Source organism: Streptomyces sp. NPDC059534, from assembly GCF_042743475.1.
In the GTDB taxonomy this organism is placed as follows: domain Bacteria; phylum Actinomycetota; class Actinomycetes; order Streptomycetales; family Streptomycetaceae; genus Streptomyces.
Genome location: NZ_JBHWAQ010000003.1, coordinates 339,639 through 359,735 on the forward strand (window position 1 = coordinate 339,639; position 20,097 = coordinate 359,735).

Annotated in this window: 14 protein-coding genes, 1 tRNA gene and 1 pseudogene; 10 read left to right on the forward strand and 6 right to left on the reverse strand. The window is 72.2% G+C overall.

Translation table 11 applies throughout. From position 1 onward, the window contains the following. Positions 1-44 precede the first annotated feature (44 nt). Entirely contained in the window at positions 45-2,777 is a 2,733-nt protein-coding gene (gene aceE / locus ACFVZH_RS05785) for a pyruvate dehydrogenase (acetyl-transferring), homodimeric type (RefSeq protein WP_384893590.1), read from the reverse strand. Positions 2,778-3,205: 428 nt separating this feature from the next. On the opposite strand from aceE, the gene ACFVZH_RS05790 reads away from it, so the two are divergent. From ACFVZH_RS05790 to ACFVZH_RS05815, 6 genes and pseudogenes are all read left to right on the forward strand, one after another. Then, on the forward strand, positions 3,206-3,628 hold the full coding sequence (locus ACFVZH_RS05790) for a DUF3052 domain-containing protein (protein WP_366302618.1): 423 nt from the start codon (positions 3,206-3,208) through the stop codon (positions 3,626-3,628). 119 nt (positions 3,629-3,747) lie between these two features. Then, positions 3,748-4,206: a peroxiredoxin gene (locus ACFVZH_RS05795; RefSeq protein ID WP_384893592.1), complete on the forward strand. Its 459-nt coding sequence runs from the start codon at positions 3,748-3,750 to the stop codon at positions 4,204-4,206. Positions 4,207-4,344: 138 nt separating this feature from the next. Further along, entirely contained in the window at positions 4,345-4,920 is a 576-nt protein-coding gene (locus tag ACFVZH_RS05800) for a TerD family protein (protein ID WP_026058190.1), read from the forward strand. Positions 4,921-5,005: 85 nt separating this feature from the next. Continuing rightward, a pseudogene (locus ACFVZH_RS05805) lies at positions 5,006-5,578 on the forward strand (TerD family protein); the annotation flags it as partial. Between the two features lie 29 nt (positions 5,579-5,607). Continuing rightward, the gene (locus ACFVZH_RS05810) at positions 5,608-6,756 is read left to right on the forward strand and encodes a DUF475 domain-containing protein (RefSeq protein ID WP_384893594.1); all 1,149 of its coding nucleotides are present in this window, start codon (positions 5,608-5,610) and stop codon (positions 6,754-6,756) included. A gap of 104 nt (positions 6,757-6,860) precedes the next feature. Continuing rightward, entirely contained in the window at positions 6,861-7,598 is a 738-nt protein-coding gene (locus ACFVZH_RS05815) for a Tellurium resistance (protein ID WP_384893596.1), read from the forward strand. 39 nt (positions 7,599-7,637) lie between these two features. Here the strand turns inward: ACFVZH_RS05815 and ACFVZH_RS05820 are convergent, their stop codons facing one another. Continuing rightward, on the reverse strand, positions 7,638-8,555 hold the full coding sequence (locus ACFVZH_RS05820) for a TerD family protein (protein WP_384893598.1): 918 nt from the start codon (positions 8,553-8,555) through the stop codon (positions 7,638-7,640). A gap of 177 nt (positions 8,556-8,732) precedes the next feature. On the opposite strand from ACFVZH_RS05820, the gene ACFVZH_RS05825 reads away from it, so the two are divergent. From ACFVZH_RS05825 to ACFVZH_RS05835, 3 genes are read left to right on the forward strand one after another with little or no spacing between them, the layout of a single operon-like run. Beyond that, on the forward strand, positions 8,733-9,917 hold the full coding sequence (locus tag ACFVZH_RS05825) for an HpcH/HpaI aldolase/citrate lyase family protein (RefSeq protein WP_384893600.1): 1,185 nt from the start codon (positions 8,733-8,735) through the stop codon (positions 9,915-9,917). 18 nt (positions 9,918-9,935) lie between these two features. After that, complete coding sequence (locus ACFVZH_RS05830) at positions 9,936-12,656, forward strand: phosphoribosyltransferase (RefSeq protein WP_384893602.1); 2,721 nt, start codon at positions 9,936-9,938, stop codon at positions 12,654-12,656. Then, positions 12,653-13,486 (forward strand): HAD family hydrolase, encoded by an 834-nt coding sequence (locus ACFVZH_RS05835; RefSeq protein WP_384893604.1) that lies wholly within the window; start codon positions 12,653-12,655, stop codon positions 13,484-13,486. The genes ACFVZH_RS05830 and ACFVZH_RS05835 overlap by 4 nt, the downstream gene beginning before the upstream one ends. A gap of 488 nt (positions 13,487-13,974) precedes the next feature. Here the strand turns inward: ACFVZH_RS05835 and ACFVZH_RS05840 are convergent, their stop codons facing one another. The 3 genes from ACFVZH_RS05840 to ACFVZH_RS05850 all read right to left on the reverse strand — a co-directional run bounded on the left by ACFVZH_RS05840 (position 13,975) and on the right by ACFVZH_RS05850 (position 16,491). Further along, on the reverse strand, positions 13,975-14,205 hold the full coding sequence (locus ACFVZH_RS05840) for a zinc ribbon domain-containing protein (RefSeq protein ID WP_384893606.1): 231 nt from the start codon (positions 14,203-14,205) through the stop codon (positions 13,975-13,977). Positions 14,206-14,436: 231 nt separating this feature from the next. Then, on the reverse strand, positions 14,437-15,753 hold the full coding sequence (locus tag ACFVZH_RS05845) for a hypothetical protein (RefSeq protein ID WP_384893608.1): 1,317 nt from the start codon (positions 15,751-15,753) through the stop codon (positions 14,437-14,439). Positions 15,754-15,870: 117 nt separating this feature from the next. Continuing rightward, positions 15,871-16,491 carry a DUF4097 family beta strand repeat-containing protein gene (locus tag ACFVZH_RS05850; protein WP_384893610.1) on the reverse strand — a complete coding sequence of 207 codons (621 nt, stop codon included), beginning with the start codon at positions 16,489-16,491 and terminating at the stop codon, positions 15,871-15,873. Between the two features lie 353 nt (positions 16,492-16,844). Here ACFVZH_RS05850 and ACFVZH_RS05855 point away from each other — a divergent pair. Further along, positions 16,845-16,919: transfer RNA gene (locus tag ACFVZH_RS05855), tRNA-Val, on the forward strand. Positions 16,920-17,077: 158 nt separating this feature from the next. On the opposite strand, the gene ACFVZH_RS05860 is transcribed toward ACFVZH_RS05855, so the two are convergent. Further along, positions 17,078-19,780: an FAD/NAD(P)-binding protein gene (locus ACFVZH_RS05860; protein WP_384893661.1), complete on the reverse strand. Its 2,703-nt coding sequence runs from the start codon at positions 19,778-19,780 to the stop codon at positions 17,078-17,080. Between the last annotated feature and the right edge of the window lie 317 nt (positions 19,781-20,097).

Below are 20,097 nucleotides of genomic sequence, written 5' to 3' on the forward strand. Positions count from 1 at the left end.
CTGTCGGTCCCACCGCCCCTCACCAGGTGCTATGTACCCAGGGCTCAGGCGTCGCCGCCCGCGGCGCCGGGGTCGGCGGCCGCCACGTCGAGCAGCTGGTAGCGGTCCACCGCCTGCTTCAGGGCCGACCGGTCGACCTTGCCCGCACGGGCCAGTTCGGTCAGCACCGCGAGCACGATCGACTGGGCGTCGATGTGGAAGTAGCGGCGGGCCGCGCCCCGCGTGTCCGCGAAGCCGAAGCCGTCCGCGCCCAGCGAGGTGTACGGGCCCGGCACCCAGCGGGAGATCTGGTCCGGCACCGCGCGCATCCAGTCCGAGACCGCCACGAACGGCCCCTCGGCACCGTGGAGTTTGCGCGTCACGTACGGGACGCGCTGCTCCTCGTCCGGGTGGAGCAGGTTGTGCTGCTCCACGGCGACGGCCTCGCGGCGCAGCTCGGTCCACGAGGTCGCGGACCAGACGTCGGCCCGCACGTTCCACTCCTCGGCGAGGATCCGCTGCGCCTCGATCGCCCACGGCACGGCGACGCCCGAGGCCATGATCTGGGCCGGGACGGCACCGGCCTCGGCCGGCTTGAAGCGGTGGATGCCCTGGAGGATGCCCTCCACGTCCACGTCCGCGGGCTCGGCCGGGTGCTGGATCGGCTCGTTGTAGACGGTCAGGTAGTAGAAGACGTCCTCGGCCGCGGGGCCGTACATCCGCCGCAGACCGTCCTTGACGATGTGCGCGATCTCGAAGCCGAACGCCGGGTCGTACGCGATACAGGCCGGGTTGGTCGAGGCGATCAGGTGCGAGTGGCCGTCCGCGTGCTGGAGGCCCTCGCCGGTCAGCGTGGTGCGGCCGGCGGTGGCGCCGAGCACGAAGCCGCGCGCCAGCTGGTCGGCCATCTGCCAGAACTGGTCGCCGGTCCGCTGGAAACCGAACATCGAGTAGAAGACGTACACCGGGATCAGCGGCTCGCCGTGCGTGGCGTACGCCGAACCGGCGGCGATCAGCGAGGCCGTGCAGCCGGCCTCCGAGATGCCGTCGTGCAGCATCTGGCCGGTCGGCGACTCCTTGTAGGCGAGGAGGAGTTCGCGGTCCACCGCCTCGTACTGCTGGCCCAGCGGGTTGTAGATCTTGGCGCTCGGGAAGAAGGCGTCCATGCCGAAGGTGCGGTACTCGTCGGGGGCGATCAGCACGAACCGCTTGCCGATTTCCTTGTCCCGCATGAGGTCCTTCAGGATGCGGACGAACGCCATCGTGGTGGCGATCGACTGCTGCCCGGAGCCCTTCCTGGCCGCCGCGTACGTCCTGTCGTCCGGGAGGGCCAGCGGCTTCGCCCGCACGACACGGGTCGGCACGTACCCGCCGAGCCCCTTGCGGCGGTCGTGCATGTACTGGATCTCCTCGGAGTTCCGGCCCGGGTGGTAGTACGGCGGCAGGCCGTCCTCCAACTGCCGGTCCGTCACCGGGATGTGGAGCCGGTCGCGGAAGCGCTTGAGGTCGTCGACCGTCAGCTTCTTCATCTGGTGGGTCGCGTTGCGGCCCTCGAAGTTCGGGCCCAGCGTCCAGCCCTTGACGGTCTGGGCGAGGATCACGGTCGGCTGGCCCGCGTGGGCCTTCGCCGCCGCATAGGCCGCGTAGATCTTCTTGTGGTCGTGACCGCCGCGGCCCAGGTGCAGGACCTGCTGGTCGGTCATGCCCTCGACCATCGCCCGCAGCCGGTGGTCTTCGCCGAAGAAGTGGTCCCGGATGTAGCCGCCGGTCTCCGTGGCGTACGTCTGGAACTGGCCGTCCGGGGTGGTGTTCAGCTTGTTGACCAGGATGCCGTCGCGGTCCTGGGCCAGCAGCGGGTCCCAGGAGCGGTCCCAGATCAGCTTGATGACGTTCCAGCCGTTGCCCCGGAAGATCGACTCCAGCTCCTGGATGATCTTGCCGTTGCCGCGCACCGGGCCGTCGAGCCGCTGGAGGTTGCAGTTGACGACGAACGTGAGGTTGTCCAGGCCCTCGCGGGCGGCGATGGAGAGCTGGCCGAGCGACTCGACCTCGTCCATCTCGCCGTCGCCGAGGAACGCCCAGACGTGGGACTTGGAGGTGTCGGCGATGCCGCGCGCCTCCATGTACCGGTTCATCCGGGCCTGGTAGATCGCGCCGAGCGGGCCGAGGCCCATCGACACGGTCGGGAACTCCCAGAAGTCCGGCATCAGTCGCGGGTGCGGGTACGACGACAGGCCGTTCGGGGCCTTCGACTTCTCCTGGCGGAAGCCGTCGAGCTGGGTGTCGTTCAGCCGGTCCAGGAGGTAGGCGCGGGCGTAGATGCCGGGGGAGGCGTGCCCCTGGAAGAAGATCTGGTCGCCGCCGTCGCCCTCGTCCTTGCCGCGGAAGAAGTGGTTGAAGCCCACGTCGTACAGCGAGGCGGAGGAGGCGAAGGTCGCGATGTGGCCGCCGACGCCGATGCCCGGGCGCTGGGCGCGCGAGACCATCACGGCCGCGTTCCACCGGGTGGCGTTGAGGACCCTGCGCTCGATCTCCTCGTTGCCGGGGAAGAAGGGCTCGTCCTTGGTGGCGATGGTGTTCACGTAGTCCGTGCTGCGCATCTCGGGCACGGCCACGCGCTTCTCGCGGGCCCGCTCGATCAGCCGGAGCATGAGGTAGCGGGCGCGCTCACGGCCCCGCTCGTCGACGGCCGCGTCCAGGGAGTCGAGCCATTCCTGGGTCTCTTCCGGGTCGAAATCCGGGACCTGGCTGGGAAGGCCGCCAATGATGATCGGGTTGCGATCGGATCCGGGAGCCACGCTCTTCCTTCTGTTCGGTGGTGCCCACGGGGCCACGGAGTGGTCGGGATGTCCATCGTGTACCCCGCCTGCGCCAGACGTCACATTTACCGAGGGGTAACCCCCGGGGGTGTCCTCCACGTGTCCGGGTACGTGTTCGGTTGTGCTCAAATCGCAACCTTACGCCCAAGTCGCGCATGCGTTTCGTCCGGGCGTTCGGCAGACTGAAACCGCAGAAGTCCGTAAACCGGGACGAAGCATGTGTGCCTGATCACGAAGGAGGGAACGAGCCTGCCGAAAGTTGGGGCGAGACGGCCCCAAACGTCACCGTTTCGGCGGTCTCCGCGGCCTGGTACTTGCGCGATCAGCCCCGGCACGTGTGGACTACGGCCAGCGCCACGCGCCCACGCGTGGCCCACAGCATTTTCCAAATGAGCAGGAGGCAAGCCGTGAGCGCGACCGCGGACCACGCGGAGGAGCGGACCAACCCGGCCGGCAGGCTGGGGTTCGAGCCCGGACAGGTGGTCCAGGAGATCGGCTACGACGACGACGTCGACCAGGATCTCCGTGAAGGCATCGAGTCCATCATCGGGGCCGACCTCGTGGACGAGGACTACGACGACGTCGCCGACGCCGTCGTGCTCTGGTTCCGTGACGAGGACGGCGACCTCACCGACGCCCTGGTGGATTCCATCGGTCTTCTGGAGGACGGCGGCACCATCTGGCTGCTGACGCCGAAGACCGGCCGTGACGGCTACATCGAGCCGTCCGACATCAACGATGCCGCGCAGACTGCTGGTCTCTCCCAGACCAAGAGCATCAGCGTCGCCAAGGACTGGACGGGCACCCGCCTGACCGCCCCCAAGCGCTGATCACTACGCTGCGAGAAGCCCCCGCCGGTCCGCCGGCGGGGGCTTTCGTGCACAGGCCGTAGGCTGGGACTCACCGATTCGGCCCAAGGTCCGGGTTCCGTCGAAGGGATGCGTAAGCGATGGCGATCGAGGTCGGCACCAAGGCCCCGGAATTCGAGCTGAAGGACAACCACGGTCGTACCGTGCGGCTCTCGGATTTCCGCGGCGAGAAGAACGTGGTGCTGCTCTTCTACCCGTTCGCGTTCACCGGCGTCTGCGCCGGCGAGCTGCGCGAGCTGCGCGACAACCTCCCGACGTTCGTCAACGACGACACCCAGCTCCTCGCCGTCTCCAACGACTCGATCCACACCCTGCGCGTCTTCGCCGACCAGGAGGGCCTGGACTTCCCGCTGCTCTCCGACTTCTGGAAGCACGGCGACGCCTCCCGCGCCTACGGCGTCTTCGACGAGGAGAAGGGCTGCGCGGTGCGCGGCACCTTCGTCATCGACAAGGAGGGCGTCGTCCGCTGGACGGTCGTCAACGCCCTCTCGGAGGCCCGTGACCTCGGCGAGTACGTGAAGGCCCTCGACGCCATCTGAGGTCCTCCGGGGCCGACACCCTCGGATTCACCGGGTGAATCGACTGTTTCGACCGGGAACCCGTCACTAGGATCCAGTCGTTGATCCGATGCCAACGCACGACTGGGGCGCTGCCCCTGAAAACGTATGGAGGGACTCGTGGGAGTCAGCCTCAGCAAGGGCGGCAACGTCTCGCTGACCAAGGAGGCCCCTGGCCTCACCGCCGTGACCGTCGGTCTGGGCTGGGACGTCCGCACCACCACCGGTACGGACTTCGACCTCGACGCCAGCGCCATCCTGGTGAGCGAGGAGGGCAAGGTCCGCAACGACCAGGACTTCGTCTTCTTCAACAACCTGAAGAGCGCCGACGGCTCGGTCGAGCACACCGGTGACAACCTCACCGGTGAGGGCGAGGGCGACGACGAGCAGGTCAAGGTCAGCCTGGCCACCGTGCCGGCCGACGTGGCCAAGATCGTCTTCCCGGTCTCGATCTACGACGCCGAGAACCGCCAGCAGTCCTTCGGCCAGGTGCGCAACGCGTTCATCCGCGTCGTGAACCAGGCCGGCGGCGCCGAGATCGCCCGGTACGACCTCTCCGAGGACGCCTCGACCGAGACCGCCATGGTCTTCGGCGAGCTGTACCGCCACGGCGCCGAGTGGAAGTTCCGCGCCGTCGGCCAGGGCTACGCCTCCGGCCTGCGCGGTATCGCGCAGGACTTCGGCGTCAACGTCTGAGCCGAATCGTTCTGACCGTCCGGCGCCGCCCCCCCCCGGCGGCGCCGGGAGTGGCGCAAAACCCCCCGGGGGGGACCGCCTCAAGGGGGTCACGCACGCCCACGGGGGCCACAGGGGAGTTTACAAGGCCGCACCCAACCTCACCAAGGTCCTCGTCGGACTCGGCTGGGACGCGCGCTCCACCACCGGAGCCCCCTTCGACCTCGACGCCAGCGCCCTGCTGTGCCAGGCCGGCCGGGTGCTCGGGGACGAGTACTTCGTCTTCTACAACCAGCTGCGCAGCCCCGAGGGCTCCGTCGAACACACCGGCGACAACCTCACCGGCGAGGGTGACGGCGACGACGAGTCCCTCATCGTCGATCTCGGCCGGGTGCCGGGCCACTGCGACAAGATCGTCTTTCCGGTCTCGATCCACGACGCCGACAACCGCGGCCAGAGCTTCGGCCAGGTCAGCAACGCGTTCATCCGCGTCGTGAACCAGACCGACGGCCAGGAACTCGCGCGCTACGACCTCTCCGAGGACGCCTCCACCGAGACCGCGATGATCTTCGGCGAGCTCTACCGCTACAACGGCGAATGGAAGTTCCGGGCGGTGGGTCAGGGGTACGCGTCAGGGCTTCGGGGCATCGCTCTAGACTTCGGGGTCAACGTTTCGTAAAGCCATGTAATTTCACGATGGGGTAGACAGTGATTCTGAAAACCTTCGGCTGGTCGTTCGCGATCACTGCGCTCGGTCTGGTCGCAGCGGTGCTCTACGGGGGGTGGGAAGCCTTCGGGATCGTCGCGATCCTCTGCGTCCTCGAGATCTCGCTGTCCTTCGACAACGCGGTCGTCAACGCCGGAATCCTGCAGAAGATGAATGCCTTCTGGCAGAAGATCTTCCTCACGATCGGTGTGCTCATCGCCGTCTTCGGCATGCGGCTCGTCTTCCCCGTCGTGATCGTCGCCATCAGCGCGAAGATCGGCCCCATAGAGGCCGTCGACCTCGCGCTCAACGACGCCGAGCGATACGAGGAACTGGTCACCGACGCTCACCCGTCGATCGCCGCCTTCGGTGGCATGTTCCTTCTGATGATCTTCCTCGACTTCATCTTCGAGGACCGTGACATCCAGTGGCTGCGCTGGATCGAGCGCCCGCTCGCCAAGCTCGGCAAGGTCGACATGCTGTCGGTCTGCATCGCGCTGATCGTCCTGCTCGGCACCGCGATGACCTTCGCGACCCACGCCCACCAGCACGGCGGCGCGCACGTCGACAAGGCCCAGACGGTCCTGATCTCCGGCATCGCCGGCCTCATCACGTACCTCGTCGTCGGCGGTCTCTCCGGCTACTTCGAGAACAAGCTGGAGGAGGAAGAGGAGCGCGAGCACGAGGCCGAGGAAGAGGCCAGGCGCAGCGGCAAGAAGGTCTCCGCGGTCCAGCTGGCCGGCAAGGCCGCCTTCTTCATGTTCCTCTACCTGGAGGTCCTCGACGCCTCCTTCTCCTTCGACGGTGTCATCGGCGCCTTCGCCATCACCAACGACATCGTCCTGATGGCGCTCGGACTCGGCGTCGGCGCCATGTACGTCCGTTCGCTGACGGTCTACCTGGTCCGCCAGGGCACCCTCGACGACTACGTCTACCTGGAGCACGGCGCCCACTACGCGATCGGCGCCCTGGCCGTGCTGCTCCTGGTCACCATCCAGTACGAGATCAACGAGGTCATCACCGGCGGCATCGGCGTCGCGCTCATCGGCTGGTCCTTCTGGTCCTCCGTCCGCCGCAACAAGCGGCTCGCGGCGGCCGAGGGCGGACCGGGCTCCTCGGACGACAAGACCGAGGTGCCGTCCGGGGTGTGACACCCCCGGTAAAGAGGAACGCTTCACTGCGGGGCGGCCGGGTCACCCGGCCGCCCCGCAGCCATGTGCGGGCAAGACGGACACCAGTGGGGGGTGAAGGCGTCATGGCCTTCTGGGACAACCTTTTTCCGGGAAGGGTGGCGCAGTTCGACTCGGGCAGCGCCGCCTCGAACGCGATCGACCTGACGAAACGGCGCCCGTCCGTCTCGCTCACCAAGCAGGGCGCCGCCACCGGCAACCTCCGGGTGAACCTCTCCTGGCGGATGCGGACCTCCGACATCGAGGGCCGCTCCCGGCAGAGCGGACGGCTGCTGCGCAACCCCTCCCAGCTCTTCAAGCCCGAGGTCGTCCAGGCCCACACCCAGGGCATGGTCAACGTCGACCTCGACCTGGGCTGCCTCTACGAGCTCACCGACGGCAGCAAGGGCGTGGTGCAGCCGCTCGGCGGCTTCTTCGGCGACCTGAACGCGGCGCCGTACGTGAAGCTGAGCGGCGACGACCGCTTCGGGGGCTCGTCCGGGGAGACCGTCTTCGTCAACCTGGACCACCGCGACGAGATCAAGCGGCTGCTGTTCTTCGCGTACATCTACGACCAGACGCCGGCCTTCGACCGTACGCACGCCAAGGTGACGCTCTACCCGAGCAACGGCCCCCGGATCGAGATCGAGCTCGACGAGCGCGCCCCGCAGGCGCGCTCCTGCGCGGTCTTCTCCATGGAGAACGTCAAGGGCGAGCTGACCGTCCGCCGTGAGGTGCGGTTCGTGTACGGCTTCCAGGCCGAACTGGACCGGCTGTACGGCTGGGGGCTCCAGTGGGGGCGCGGCTACAAGACCAAGGCGTAGCCGTTGCCCACCCGGCCGCCCGCGGGCTCCCCGGCGTCCTCAGGACGACCTGACGAACTGGGGGCCCATCGGCGGCATGCGGAAGTCGGGCGCCGGGTGGTGCTCGGCGGCGGCCGCGGGCTGCGGATAGCCGTACGCGGGGGCCGGCGGGTTCACGGGCGGCTGCGGCTGCGGGTAGCCGTAGCCGGGCGCCCGGTCGGGCACGGGCGGCACCCTCGGCTGCGGCGGCACGGGCGCGGGCGTGTGGACCAGCGTCAGGTCCAGGTCGGGGCCGGCGGAGCCGCCGCCGTCCTGAGTGCCCGCGGAGGCGCCCGGGGCCGCCGGCCACGCCTCCTGGGCGTCGCGTGCGTCCTGGGCGGCCTGGGCAGCCTGCGCGGCCGCCTGGGCCGCGTCCTGGGCGGCGTCCTCGTCGACCGAGATGCCGAAGTCGGTGGCGAGGCCGATGAGGCCGGTCGGGTAGCCCTGCCCCACCGCGCGGAACTTCCAGCCGTCCCCGCGCCGGTACAGCTCGCCGCAGATGACCGCCGTCTCCTCGCCGGTCTCGGCCGTCACGTCGAAGAGGGCCAGCGGCTCGCGGTCCGGCCCGGCCGTCGCGTCGTACAGCAGGATGCGCAGGTCGGAGACCGAGCGGAAGGAGCCGCCGTCCGAGGAGGCCGCGATCACCACCCGGTCGACCGAACCGTCGAGGCTGCCCAGGTCGGCCTCCACGGTGTCCGTCAGGCCCTCGGCGACCCGCTTCTTCGGCAGCCGCCGCACCAGGCCCGAGGGATGGCGCGGCTGGTTGTAGAAGACGAAGTCCTCGTCGGACCGCACGCGGCCGGAGAGCCCGAGCAGCAGGGCCGAGGCATCCACGTCGGGGACCCCGGGGCCCGGGGTCCAGCAGAGCACGGCCCGTACGGCCGCGGTGTCGAGAGGGACGTTGGAGCCCTTCAGCATCGCGTGCGTCATGACCGTCATCCTGCCCTCCCGGCCGACCCGCGGACAACGCGGGGGCGACACCGATACCGGGCCGAGACGACGGATGCTGACGAGTTACCTGAATTTCATGCACTGAGGGAACTACGGACACCCGCACCTACGTACTATTACCGGCCACATGTCGTCAGCGCCCAGAGAGGCAGCCGGGGGACTTACATGCGTCATTTCGGGCACATCCCGTCCGCAACGAGGACCGGGCTGTTCCACCGCGAGCCGGTCGACTTCACGGCCGACTCACCCGCGCGCACGCTCGCCGTCGCGCTCGGCGCCACGCTGTACAGCCCGGCCACCCGGCCGCGGCTGGCCGACGACGTGCGCAAGCAGGCCGCCCGCGGAGTGGTCTCCATGGTGCTCTGCCTGGAGGACTCCATCAGCGACGGCGAGGTGGAGGCGGGCGAGGACAACCTCGTCCGGCAGTTCGCCGACCTCGCCGCGGGAGCCGTGCCGGACGCCGACACCGTCACGGACGTACCCCTGCTGTTCATCCGGGTCCGCGAACCGCGCCAGATCACCGACCTCGTCGACCGCCTCGGCGAAACGGTTCGCCTGCTGTCCGGATTCGTGCTGCCCAAGTTCACCGAAACCCGCGGCCGCGCCTTCCTCGAAGCGCTCACCCAGGCCGAGCGGACCAGCGGCAGGCGCCTCTTCGCCATGCCCGTCCTCGAGTCCCCCGAGCTCCTCCACCTGGAGACCCGGGCCGAGACCCTCGCCGGGATCGCCTCGATCACCGACAAGTACCGCGACCGCGTCCTCGCCCTGCGCCTCGGTGTCACCGACTTCTGCTCCGCCTACGGCCTGCGCCGCTCGCCCGACATGACCGCGTACGACGTCAAGATCGTCGCCAACGTCATCGCCGACGTCGTCAACGTCCTCGGCCGCTCCGACGGCACCGGCTTCACCGTCACCGGACCCGTCTGGGAGTACTTCCGGCCCGGCGAGCGCATGTTCAAGCCGCAGCTGCGCCGCAGCCCCTTCCTGGAGGGCAGCGCCGAGGACCTGCGCACCGCGCTCATCGAGCACGACCTCGACGGGCTGCTCCGCGAGATCGAGCTCGACCGCGCCAACGGGCTCCTCGGCAAGACCTGCATCCACCCCACCCATGTGGTGCCGGTGCACGCCCTCTCCGTGGTCAGCCACGAGGAGTGGAGCGACGCCCAGGACATCCTGCGGCCCGAACAGGGCGGCGGCGGAGTGCTCCGCTCCGCCTACACGAACAAGATGAACGAAGTGAAGCCGCATCGCGCGTGGGCCGAACGCACCCTCCAGCGCGCCGAGGTCTTCGGCGTCGCCAAGGAGGACGTCGGCTTCGTGGATCTGCTCACCGCCGGACTGGCCGGCTGACGAAGGGACGTCGACGACGTGGTGTGGACCGGAACGTGGGTCGCGGAGCGACTGGGCGTCGAACTGATCGGCGACGAGGAGCTGCCGGCCCTGCTGGGCCTCGCACTGCGCCGCAACCCCAAACGGGCGCATCTGCTGGTGTCCAGCGTGCTCGGCAAGCACGTGCCGCAGCGCCCCTCGGTCGTGTACGGCTCCGGCCTCGACCTCGGCCGGCGCGTCCGGGCGCTCCTCGGCGACGAGGAGGCGGCCCGGTCCGTCGTCCTCGGTTACGCGGAGACCGCCACCGCCCTGGGGCACGCCGTCGCCGACGGCCTCGGCCTCGCCCCGTACCTCCACTCCACCCGGCGCCCCGTGGCCGGCGTCGCCCGCGCGGGCGGCTTCGAGGAGTCCCACTCCCACGCCACCTCGCACCTGCTGCTGCCCGAGGACCCCAAGCTCCTCGCCGGCGACGGGCCGCTGGTCCTCGTCGACGACGAGTTCTCCACCGGCAACACCGTCCTCAACACCGTCCGCGCCCTCCACGAGCGCTACCCGCGCGACCGGTACGTCGTCGTCGCCCTCGTCGACATGCGCTCCGCCGCCGACCTCGGCCGCCTCGACGCCTTCGCCGCCGAGATCGGCGCCCGCGTCGACCTCGTCGCCGGCGCCGCCGGCACCGTCCGCCTCCCCGACGGCGTCCTGGAGAAGGGCCAGGCCCTCGTCGCCGCGCAGGAACGCGAGCACGCCTCCGCGGCCGGTGGCGGGGCCGGCGCCGATGCCGATGCCGGCACCGCGTCCGTCGCCGGGGCCGCGGCCACGCCCGCCTCCGTGACGTTCCCCGGGTCCCCGGGCGAGATCCCCGTACGGATCGAGCTCGGCTGGCCCGAGGGCCTGCCGGACGGGGGACGGCACGGCTTCACCCCCGACCACCGCACGGGTCTGGAGACGGCCCTGCCCGCCATGGCAGGCAGGATCGCGGAGGCCCTGCGCGGCCAGGCGACGGACGCGGACGCGGCCACGGCGGACGGCTCTGGTGTGACGTCGGCAGCGGCGCTAGCCACGGCTCCGGCCACGGACGTGACACCGGCGGCGGCGCCGGCCACGGACCCGACACCGGCAACGACGCCGGCAACGGCTCCCGGCTCGTCGTCGCCCGCCGGCCCCCGCGTGCTCGTCCTCGGGTTCGAGGAGCTGATGTACGCGCCGCTGCGCCTCGGCACCGCCCTGGAGGACGCCGGGCACGACGTCCGGTACTCCACCACCACGAGGTCACCCGTCCTCGCCGTGGACGACCCCGGCTACGCGATACGCACGCGACTCGTCTTCCCCGCCCACGACGAACCCGCCGACGGCCCCGGAGAGCGCTACGCGTACAACGTGGCCGGCGCGGGCTTCGACGCCGTCGTCGTGGTCGTCGACTCCACCGCCGACACCCCGGCCCTGCACGCCCCGGACGGCCTGCTCGCCCGGCTCGCCGCGCACATCCCGCGCGTCGTGCTCGCCGTCGTCCCCTCGTACGCGCCCACGGGCACCCCGTACGCGCCCACGGGCGTTCCGTACGCGCCCACGGTCTCCGAAGCTCCTGAAAGGAGCTCCATGCTGCCCGAGCCCCTCCGCGGCCCCGCCTTCTCCTCGTACGCACCCGAGGAGGTCGGCTGGCTGCTCCAGGACCTTTCGGACGTCGAGCTGGAGGCGCCCACCGAGGAACGCGAGGAAGCCATCCAGAGCGGCGGCGCGCACTACGCCGAATCGCTCCCCGTCGAGTACCAGCCCAGCGCGCGCTACCAGGAGCTCTTCCACAGCGCCCTGGACAGCTCCGCCGCCCGCATCGCCCGCGCGGTCGGCACCGTCACCGAGACCGTCCTCGCCGAGCGGCCCGGCCGCCGCCCCGTCCTGGTCTCGCTCGCCCGGGCCGGCACCCCCGTCGGCGTCCTCATGCGCCGCTGGGCGATGCACCGCCACGGCCTCGACCTCCCGCACTACGCCGTGTCGATCGTGCGCGGCCGCGGCATCGACGCCAACGCGCTGCGCTGGCTCGCCGCCCACCACGACCCGGCCGACGTCGTGTTCGTCGACGGCTGGACCGGAAAGGGCGCGATCACCCGCGAACTCGCCGACGCGCTCAAGGAGTTCGAGGCCACCGAGGGGATCACCGGCTTCGACCCGGAGATAGCGGTCCTCGCCGACCCCGGCTCCTGCGTCCGCGTCCACGGCACCCGCGAGGACTTCCTCATCCCCTCCGCCTGCCTCAACTCCACGGTCTCCGGCCTGATCTCGCGCACGGTGCTCCGCGCCGACCTCGTCGGCCCCGACGACTTCCACGGCGCCAAGTTCTACCGCGAGCTCGCCGGCGTCGACGTCTCCGTGGACTTCCTCGACGCCGTCGCCGCCCGCTTCGACGAGGTCGCCGGAACCGTCGACACCGACGTCAAGGAACTCCTCGCCACCGACCGCACCCCCACCTGGGAGGGCTGGGCGGCCGTCGAGCGGATCAGCGAGGAGTACGGCATCCACGACGTCAACCTGGTCAAGCCGGGCGTCGGCGAGACCACCCGCGTCCTGCTCCGCCGCGTCCCCTGGAAGATCCTCGCCAAGCGGGGCGCCGACGCCGACCTCGCGCACATCCGCCTGCTCGCCGAGCAGCGCGGCGTACCGGTCGAGGAGGTCGACGAACTCCCGTACAGCTGCGTCGGTCTGATCCACCCTCAGTACACCCGGGGCGCGACAGGCGCCGACGGCAAGGCGGTGGTGTCCCAGTGAGTACGACGACGGGCGCGGCCGCGCCCACGACGCTGGTCGCGAGCGACCTCGACCGCACCCTGATCTACTCGGCCGCGGCCCTCGCCCTCGGCATGCCCGACGCCCAGGCGCCCCGGCTGCTCTGCGTCGAGGTCCACGAGTCCAAGCCGCTCTCCTACATGACCGAGGACGCCGCCGACCTCCTCGCGCGGCTGACCGCCGAGACCGTCTTCGTCCCCACCACCACGCGGACGCGCAAGCAGTACCAGCGCATCCAACTCCCCGGCGCCACACCGAAGTACGCGATCTGCGCCAACGGCGGGCACATCCTCGTCGACGGCGTCTCCGACCGGGAATGGCACGCCTCCGTGCTGAGCCGGCTCGCCGACGAGTGCGCGCCGCTCTCCGAGATCCGCGCCTACCTCACCGCCACCACGGACCTGTCCTGGGTGCGCAAGCACCGCGTGGCCGAGGACCTCTTCGCCTACCTCGTCGTCGAGCGCGAACGGCTCCCCGCCGACTGGCTGGGCCGCTTCGGCGAGTGGGCGGGGGAGCGCGGCTGGACCGTCTCGCTCCAGGGCCGCAAGGTGTACGCCGTACCCAAGCCGCTCACCAAGAGCGCCGCCGTCCGCGAGGTCGCCCGCCGCATCGGCGCCACGCTCACCCTGGCCGCCGGCGACTCCCTCCTCGACGCCGACCTGCTGCTCGCCGCGGACCGGGCCTGGCGCCCCGGCCACGGCGAACTCGCCGACAGCGACTGGACCGCCCCCCACCTCGACGTCCTCGCGGAGCGCGGGGTCGCGGCCGGCGAGGAGATCCTCCGCCGCTTCCGGGCGGCCGTCACCGCGTGATCGAGCCGGGGCCGGTCACCGTGTGATCGATCCGGGGCCTGCCGTCACGGTGTGATCCCGAGGGGGCCGCCGTCCCGACGACCGGTCCCGGGGACTGGTCCCGGCGACTGGTCCCAGGGATTGGTCCCGGCGGGGCTGGTCACGGTGCGGCCGGCTCCGGCGAGGCCGGCCACGGGGTGACCCCTCGGGGACCGCCGGTCACGGTGTGACCGCTCGGGGACCGGCCGTGGTGTCCTCCCCGCGGGGTCGGTCACACCGTGCCCCCGCGAGGCGCTGGTCAGGGTGCGATTCCGGCGGGGTCCGCCTTCCCGGCGGCCCCGCTGGGCCCAGGGGGGCGGGTCTCCCGCGACCCCACGGCCAGGGGAGCGAACCTCCCGTGACCCCACGGCCCCGGGAATTGGCCTCCCACGGCCCCATTGGCCCCCGGAAGCGGGCCCTCCCGCGGCCCCATGGCCCGGGACCGGGTCACCAGTGGGTCCACCCGGGGGTCAGCCGCAGCCGCCCCCGCCGCAGCAGCCGCCACCGCCACCGCCACCGCCGCCGCCACCGGCGCGCTGGGCGGGGGCGGCGCTGCTGCCGCCGACGGCCACGGCCGAGAGCAGCTTGACGGTGTCGTCGTGCCCGGCGGGGCAGGCGGCGGGGTCGGAGGACTCGGCCATCGGACGGCTGAGCTCGAAGGTGTCGCCGCAGGTGCGGCAGCGGAATTCGTAACGAGGCATGGGGACAGGTTAGGGCCTGTCCGACCCTTTGCGTCGGGTCCTGCCGGTCCGGCACGCACGCTCACCGCACGACCGAAACGCCCAAGTGGCTCTGCTGCGTCGGCGTCCCGGCCGTACGCCGATCGCACGCACCGAACGACCCGGCCCGATCCGGGACGCGCAGGGTCGGACGGGCCCTGCCGGCGGGACGCGCAGGGTCGGACGGGCCCTGCCGGCGGGACGCGCCCGGCGTCAGTGGCCCGCGCCCCGCTCCTCCCGGATCAGGCCGACGACGTGCGCGGCCGAGGCGCGGACGGCCTCCAGCTCGGTCAGGAAGTGCCAGTAGTCCGGGTGGCGGCCCTCCAGGGAGCCGACGGCCCGGTCGAGCCGGGCGACGGCCTCGTCGAGGGGCCGGGCGTGGCGCGGATCGGGCGTGTTCCGCCCCGCCATGGCCAGGCGCTGGGCGTCCCGTACCGCGAACCGGGTGCGGTCGACCTCCGCCGTCGGGTCCTTCGCGACGGCGTCCAGGCGGCGCAGCCGTTCGCCGGCCGCCGAGACGGCCTCGTCGGTCGAGTCGAGCAGCGCGCGGACCGTGGAGAGCAGCGAGGTCGTGTCCGGCCAGCGCTGCTCCGCCCGCGCCTTCCCCGCCTCGGAGAGCCGCTCCCCGGCCTGGCGAAGCGTTTCGGCCGCCTGCTCCGGAACGTGCTGGAGGTCCTGCCAGCAGGCCGCCGCGAACCGTCGGCGCAGCTCGGACAGGACCGGTTCGACACCGCCGGTACGGGTGGTGAGCGCCTCGGTGCGGGTACGGAGGGAGACCAGGCGCCGGTCGATCTCGGCGGCGCGCTCCGGCAGCCGCCCGGCCTCGGCCCGTACGGCCTCGGCGTCCCGCATCACCCGGTCGGCGCGCTGGAGGGTCTCGGCGACGCCGTGCCGTCCCGCGCCCTCGTTGAGGCGGGTCAGTTCGGGCCCGAGCTGTGCGAGGCGCAGCGCGAGGTCGTCGGCGCGCAGTCCGTTCTCCCGCACCGCGTCGAGCGCGTCGCTCGCCCCGCGCAACGCCTGCCGGGCCCGCTCGACGGCCGGTGCGAGCCGTGCGAGCTGCGTCTCGGCGCGGTCGAGGAGCGGCGCGAGCCCTTCCTCGAAGCGGTCCAACTCGCCCTTGACCCGGTCCAGCTCCTCCTTGGCGCGGTGCAGTTCGCCGCGGGCCCGGTTCGCGGTCGCCGCGTCCAGCTCGTCGCGGTCGAGGTCGTGGGCGTCGACCGCGCCGATGTAGCCGTGGCTGACCTCGTCGATACGGCGGCCGAGCGCCTCGAACCCCTCGACGGCGCGGCGCGCGTCCGGGGAGCTGTCCACGGCCGTGATCGTCTCGATGGAGATCCGCAGCCCGCGCTGGGCGGTGTCGAGCTCGTAGAAGGCCGCCGCGGCGGCGTCCTTCGCCGCCTGCGCCTCGGCCCGCTGGCTCTCCCCGCGCCCACCGAACCAGCGCCTGGTCCCCCCGCCCGCGAAGGACTGCGGAAGCAGCGCCGCGGCCAGCAGCGGCAAGGCGAGAGCCAGCCGGAACGTGGACGTCATCCTGGGCGTCGCGCTGTCCCTCGTATCGCTCGCCGCCACGTACCTCTCCCGTGCTGTGTCCGCCGTGCCCGGTCCGGGTTCATTCTCCCACCCGGTAAGGACGAACACACGGGCCGGTCAGTTCACCGTTCGGACCAGGACATCACCGTTGTCGGTGCGCACGCTCACGGAATGCCCGCTCCCGTCGCTCCGCGGCACGTCGATCCGGACGTCGCCGTTGTCACTGGCCCCCGCGACCTCGTACTCGGCCGGCGGCACCGACAGGGTCACGTCGCCGTTGTCCGTGACGACGTCGACCCGGCGCGGTACGACCCCGAGGGTGATCCGCACGTCCCCGTTGTCGGACCGTGCGACGAGCTCCCGCGCGGTGACCCCGCCCTCGACGACCACGTCCCCGTTGTCACTCCCCAGATCGAGCGCCCCGCCGGCCTTCCTCACCCGCACGTCCCCGTTGTCCGACCGCACCTTCAGCGGCGTCGCGAACCCCTCCGCCGTCACGTCCCCGTCGTCGTCCTCCACCGACACGGCCACGCCCCGCGGCACCTGGATCCGGTGCACCGCCCCACACCGGGACGCCACCCCCTCACAGTCCACCCGCAACGTCAGCCGCCCGTCCTCCAGCTTCCAGCTCGCCTTCGGCCCCGCCCCCATGAACACCCACCCGTCCACCTGCCGCTCCACCCGCACCCCGTCCACGTCCGCGGCCGTGATCACCAGCTCCGAACCATCCGAATCCACCGTCAACGCATCCCCGTCGAACGCGAACGCCTTCCTCTCCACCGGCGCCCCCGCCACATCCGCCGCCCCACACCCCCCAACCGCCACCACCGCAACCAGCACCCCACCCACCGCAGCCCACACCCGCGCCCCACGCCCCACGCCCATCCCCCGACTCCCTCCACCCGCCCGCCCGACCACTCCCCCGACCGTACGAGCCCCCACCCCCCCACCACGATCCGGCAACCCACCCACCCCACCCTGGGGCTACCCCCCCCACCCACTCACCCGCCCCCACCCACCCGCCCCCCGCCCACCCCTCACCCGGTTTGCCCCACCCGCCCCCGCTCCATGTACCCTGTTGCTTCCTCCCCGGGTGCGTAGCTCAGGGGTAGAGCGCTGCTCTTACAAAGCAGATGTCGGCGGTTCGAAACCGTCCGCGCCCACCAGTACGAAGGCCCCGAACCGATCATGGTTCGGGGCTGTTGGCGTTTTCGCCGTAAGCCCTTGGTCTTCGGGGGTGGGTGGGGCTTGCGTTGGAGGGGTGGGGGAGTGCGAAGGCCCCCGGCCGGGGTGGGTGGGCGGGGGCCTTCGGGGTGGGGTGGGGTCAGGCGGGGAGTTCGGAGAGGAGGCGGCGGTCGCGGGGGGCGTGGGTGCGGGAGAGGCGGGCGTCGAGGAGGCGGCGGGCGGCGTCGCAGCGGCCGTCGGCGGTGAGGGCGTAGAGGAGGGTCTCCTCGACGACTTCGCGTTGGGCGGCGCTGCCGCCGACGCGGCGGAGGACGGGGAGGAGGGCGTCGAGGCCGTGGGCGGCGTCGCGGAAGCGTTCCTCGATGAGCGCGGTGAAGGCGTCGCAGAGGGGGGCGATGACGTCGCGCTGGACTTCGTCGGCGCCGGCGGCGTGGTCGCGGAGGCGGCGGAGGGCGGCGAGGTCGCCGGCGGCGGTGAGGGTGACGGCGGAGTGGAGGGCGGTGAAGGCGGTGGCGGGGCGTTCGAGGACGTCGGCCGCCACGGAGTCCAGGACGTCGGCGGTGGGCAGTTCGCCGCGCCAGCTGTCGCTGATCCGGGCGCGCCAGAGCAGGGAGCCCGAGTCGACGAGGGCGCGGACGCCGGTGACCCGGCCGGGGGCGAGCTGGGTGAACCAGCGCCGGCGGACGGCGGCGGGGTCGTCCAGGGCCAGTTCGTGCAGGGCGATGTGCCAGGAGAAGTGGGCCCGGTGGACCGCGCCGCGGCCCCGGCCGGCGACCCAGCGTTCGAGCCAGTCGCGGCCCGCCTGGTGGGTGCCGGATTCGTAGTGGACGTGGGTGAGGGCGTGGACGGCGTGGCCGGAGGCGGGCTCGGCGGCCAGGGCGCGGTGGGCGAGTTCGCCGGCTTCGTGGAGGCGGCCTTGTTCCTGCCGGAGGAAGGCCAGCAGGGAGGTGTGGAACCAGTGGCCGTCGTACGCCGGTGAGGTGCGTTCCACGAGGCGCAGGGCGTAGTCGTCGTCGAGGTCGTCGACCCCGGAGAAGGCGATGGTGGGTACGGCCGCGGCGAGTGCGAGCGCGTCGCCGGGGTGCGCTTCGAGGTGCCGTACGAGCGCGGTGTCGCCGTCGTCGCCGTGGACCCGGCGGGTGACGACCTCGACGAACGAGCGCTCGCGTTCGTCGGCGCGTTCGCGGACGCACCGCTGCGCCTCCGCCAGTGCGCGGGGTACGTCGACGGCGGCGCCGCACTCGTGGCCGAGGAGGGCGAGGGCCGCGTGGCCGAGGGCGAAGCCGGGGTCGAGGCCGACGGCCCGCTGGAGGGCGTCCTCGGCGCCCGAGCGGACCTTCAGGATGCGGTCGAGGCCGGAGCGGTAGGCGGCGGCGGCCTCGGCGTGGGTGGAGAGGGCGAGGCCGTGGCCGTCGAGCGGGCGGCGGGTGGTGCGGCGCCTGGGGGCGAGCGGTGCGAGGAGGGTCTGGGCGAGGGTGGCGGCCTGGACGCGGATCTCGGGGACCGCGGTGGTCTCGAACAGTTCACCGCGGCGCGGGGAGCCCAGGGTGTACAGCGGCAGGGCGGTGCGCCCCTCGGCGGCGAGGAGCCGTCCGTCGAGGGTGGCGACGCCCATGTCGAGCGGGCCGGGCACGGCGGCGCCGGCGGTGAGCAGGGAGGTCCACAGCGGGCCGTCGGGGCGGTGGCCCGGGCCCGTGCAGTCGATCACCCAGCCCACGTGCAGTTCCCGGTCGCCGGAGAGGCCGACGGTGAGCGAGCCGTCGTCGAGGGTGGTGGCCCGGGTGACGGTGCCCGCGTGGAGGACCAGCCGTTTCGCGGTACGGGCGCGGGCCACGGACTCGGCGGTGGCGGGTGCCATGCGGTGGCGGTGGGTGTTCCACAACGCGCCGTCGCGGGCGAGGAGTTCGGCGCGTTCCTCGGGTACGAGGCCCTGCCACAGTCGGGTGGTGTGCGGCCGCAGGCTGTCCAGGGCGGGGCGCCAGTCGCCGTGGAGGCGTACGGAGCGGGCGACGTGGTGGCGGACGGTACGGCGCAGCTGGTCGAGGGAGGCGCCGTACAGCCCGTTCGGCGCGGGCATGGGGCCGGCCGGGGTGAGGGCGTGCGGCTGGGGCAGCAGGCCGTTGCGGGACACGGCGTGCACCGTACGGCCGGGGCGTTCGAGGGTGAGGGCGAGATCGACGGCGGTCAGCCCCGTACCGACGAGGAGGATGTCGCTGTCGTCGGCCCGGGGGCCGTCGAGCGCGCCGCTTCTCCATGGTGCGCCGACGAAGCGGGGCGCGGCGCGGAGTTCGCCGGGGGCCCAGGCGCCGGTCGGTCCGGCGGGGCCGGTGGCGAGGACCGCCGCGTCGGCGGTGAGCCCTGTGCCGTCGGCGAGCCGGAGCGCCACCCGTCCCTCCGGGGCCTCGCCGCAGTGTTCGGCGCGGGTGCGCAGCCGGCGTACGGACACCACTCCGTGCGCCCGGACGATGGCCTGGGCGAGGGTGTCGGCGAGGTAGGCGCCGTACCGGTACCGGGTGGCGAAGTCGGCCGCGGTGACGGTCGGTTCGCCGTGCCGGCACAGCCAGCGGGTGAAGTGCCCTGGGTCGTCCGGATAGCAGCTCATGCCCCCGGTGGGGACGTTGAGCCGGTGCCCGGGGTCGGGGGTGGCGTAGGCGACGCCCCGGCCGGCTTCCGGCGCGGGGTCGATCAGGACGAGGTCGAGGGGGGTGCGGCGGCGCGCGGCCGTCTCGCAGAGGTGGACGGCGGTCAGCGTGCCGGCCGCCCCCACTCCGACGACGGCCACGGTGTACGGCATGTGCGGCGTGTTCGGCTCACGGACTGGACTCACGTAATCCTCCGGCATAGATCGGCGGCGGGGCCGATGGAGCATGGCTCCGCCTTCGGGTCCTTCCGCACTTTCCGACGGGATCAGTGGGGAAGTCATGCCGGGACAGGGATCTCATCGCGCGGTCGAGGAACGGTGGGGAATCGGTCGCGAAGGGTGTTCGACTGGTGACCGTACGAGGTCGGGCGGGGGCGCGGAAAGGGCGCGCGGGAAGGGCGTGAGGGGCACGTGAAGGGCGCGCGGGGAGGACCTTCGCGCGGAGAGTGCGCGGAGGGTGCGCGGAGAGGGCGATGAGGGGGCGTGCGGGGGCGCGTGGGGCGGTTCGACGGGTGCGC

Bases quoted from the DNA above. Each gene is read 5' to 3' on its own strand.
- ACFVZH_RS05860 (WP_384893661.1), bottom strand. From the start codon at position 19,780: ATGCCGGAGGATTACGTGAGTCCAGTCCGTGAGCCGAACACGCCGCAC.
- ACFVZH_RS05815 (WP_384893596.1), top strand. From the start codon at position 6,861: ATGGCCTTCTGGGACAACCTTTTTCCGGGAAGGGTGGCGCAGTTCGAC.
- ACFVZH_RS05820 (WP_384893598.1), bottom strand. From the start codon at position 8,555: ATGACGGTCATGACGCACGCGATGCTGAAGGGCTCCAACGTCCCTCTC.
- ACFVZH_RS05840 (WP_384893606.1), bottom strand. From the start codon at position 14,205: ATGCCTCGTTACGAATTCCGCTGCCGCACCTGCGGCGACACCTTCGAG.
- ACFVZH_RS05825 (WP_384893600.1), top strand. From the start codon at position 8,733: ATGCGTCATTTCGGGCACATCCCGTCCGCAACGAGGACCGGGCTGTTC.
- ACFVZH_RS05795 (WP_384893592.1), top strand. From the start codon at position 3,748: ATGGCGATCGAGGTCGGCACCAAGGCCCCGGAATTCGAGCTGAAGGAC.
- ACFVZH_RS05845 (WP_384893608.1), bottom strand. From the start codon at position 15,753: ATGACGTCCACGTTCCGGCTGGCTCTCGCCTTGCCGCTGCTGGCCGCG.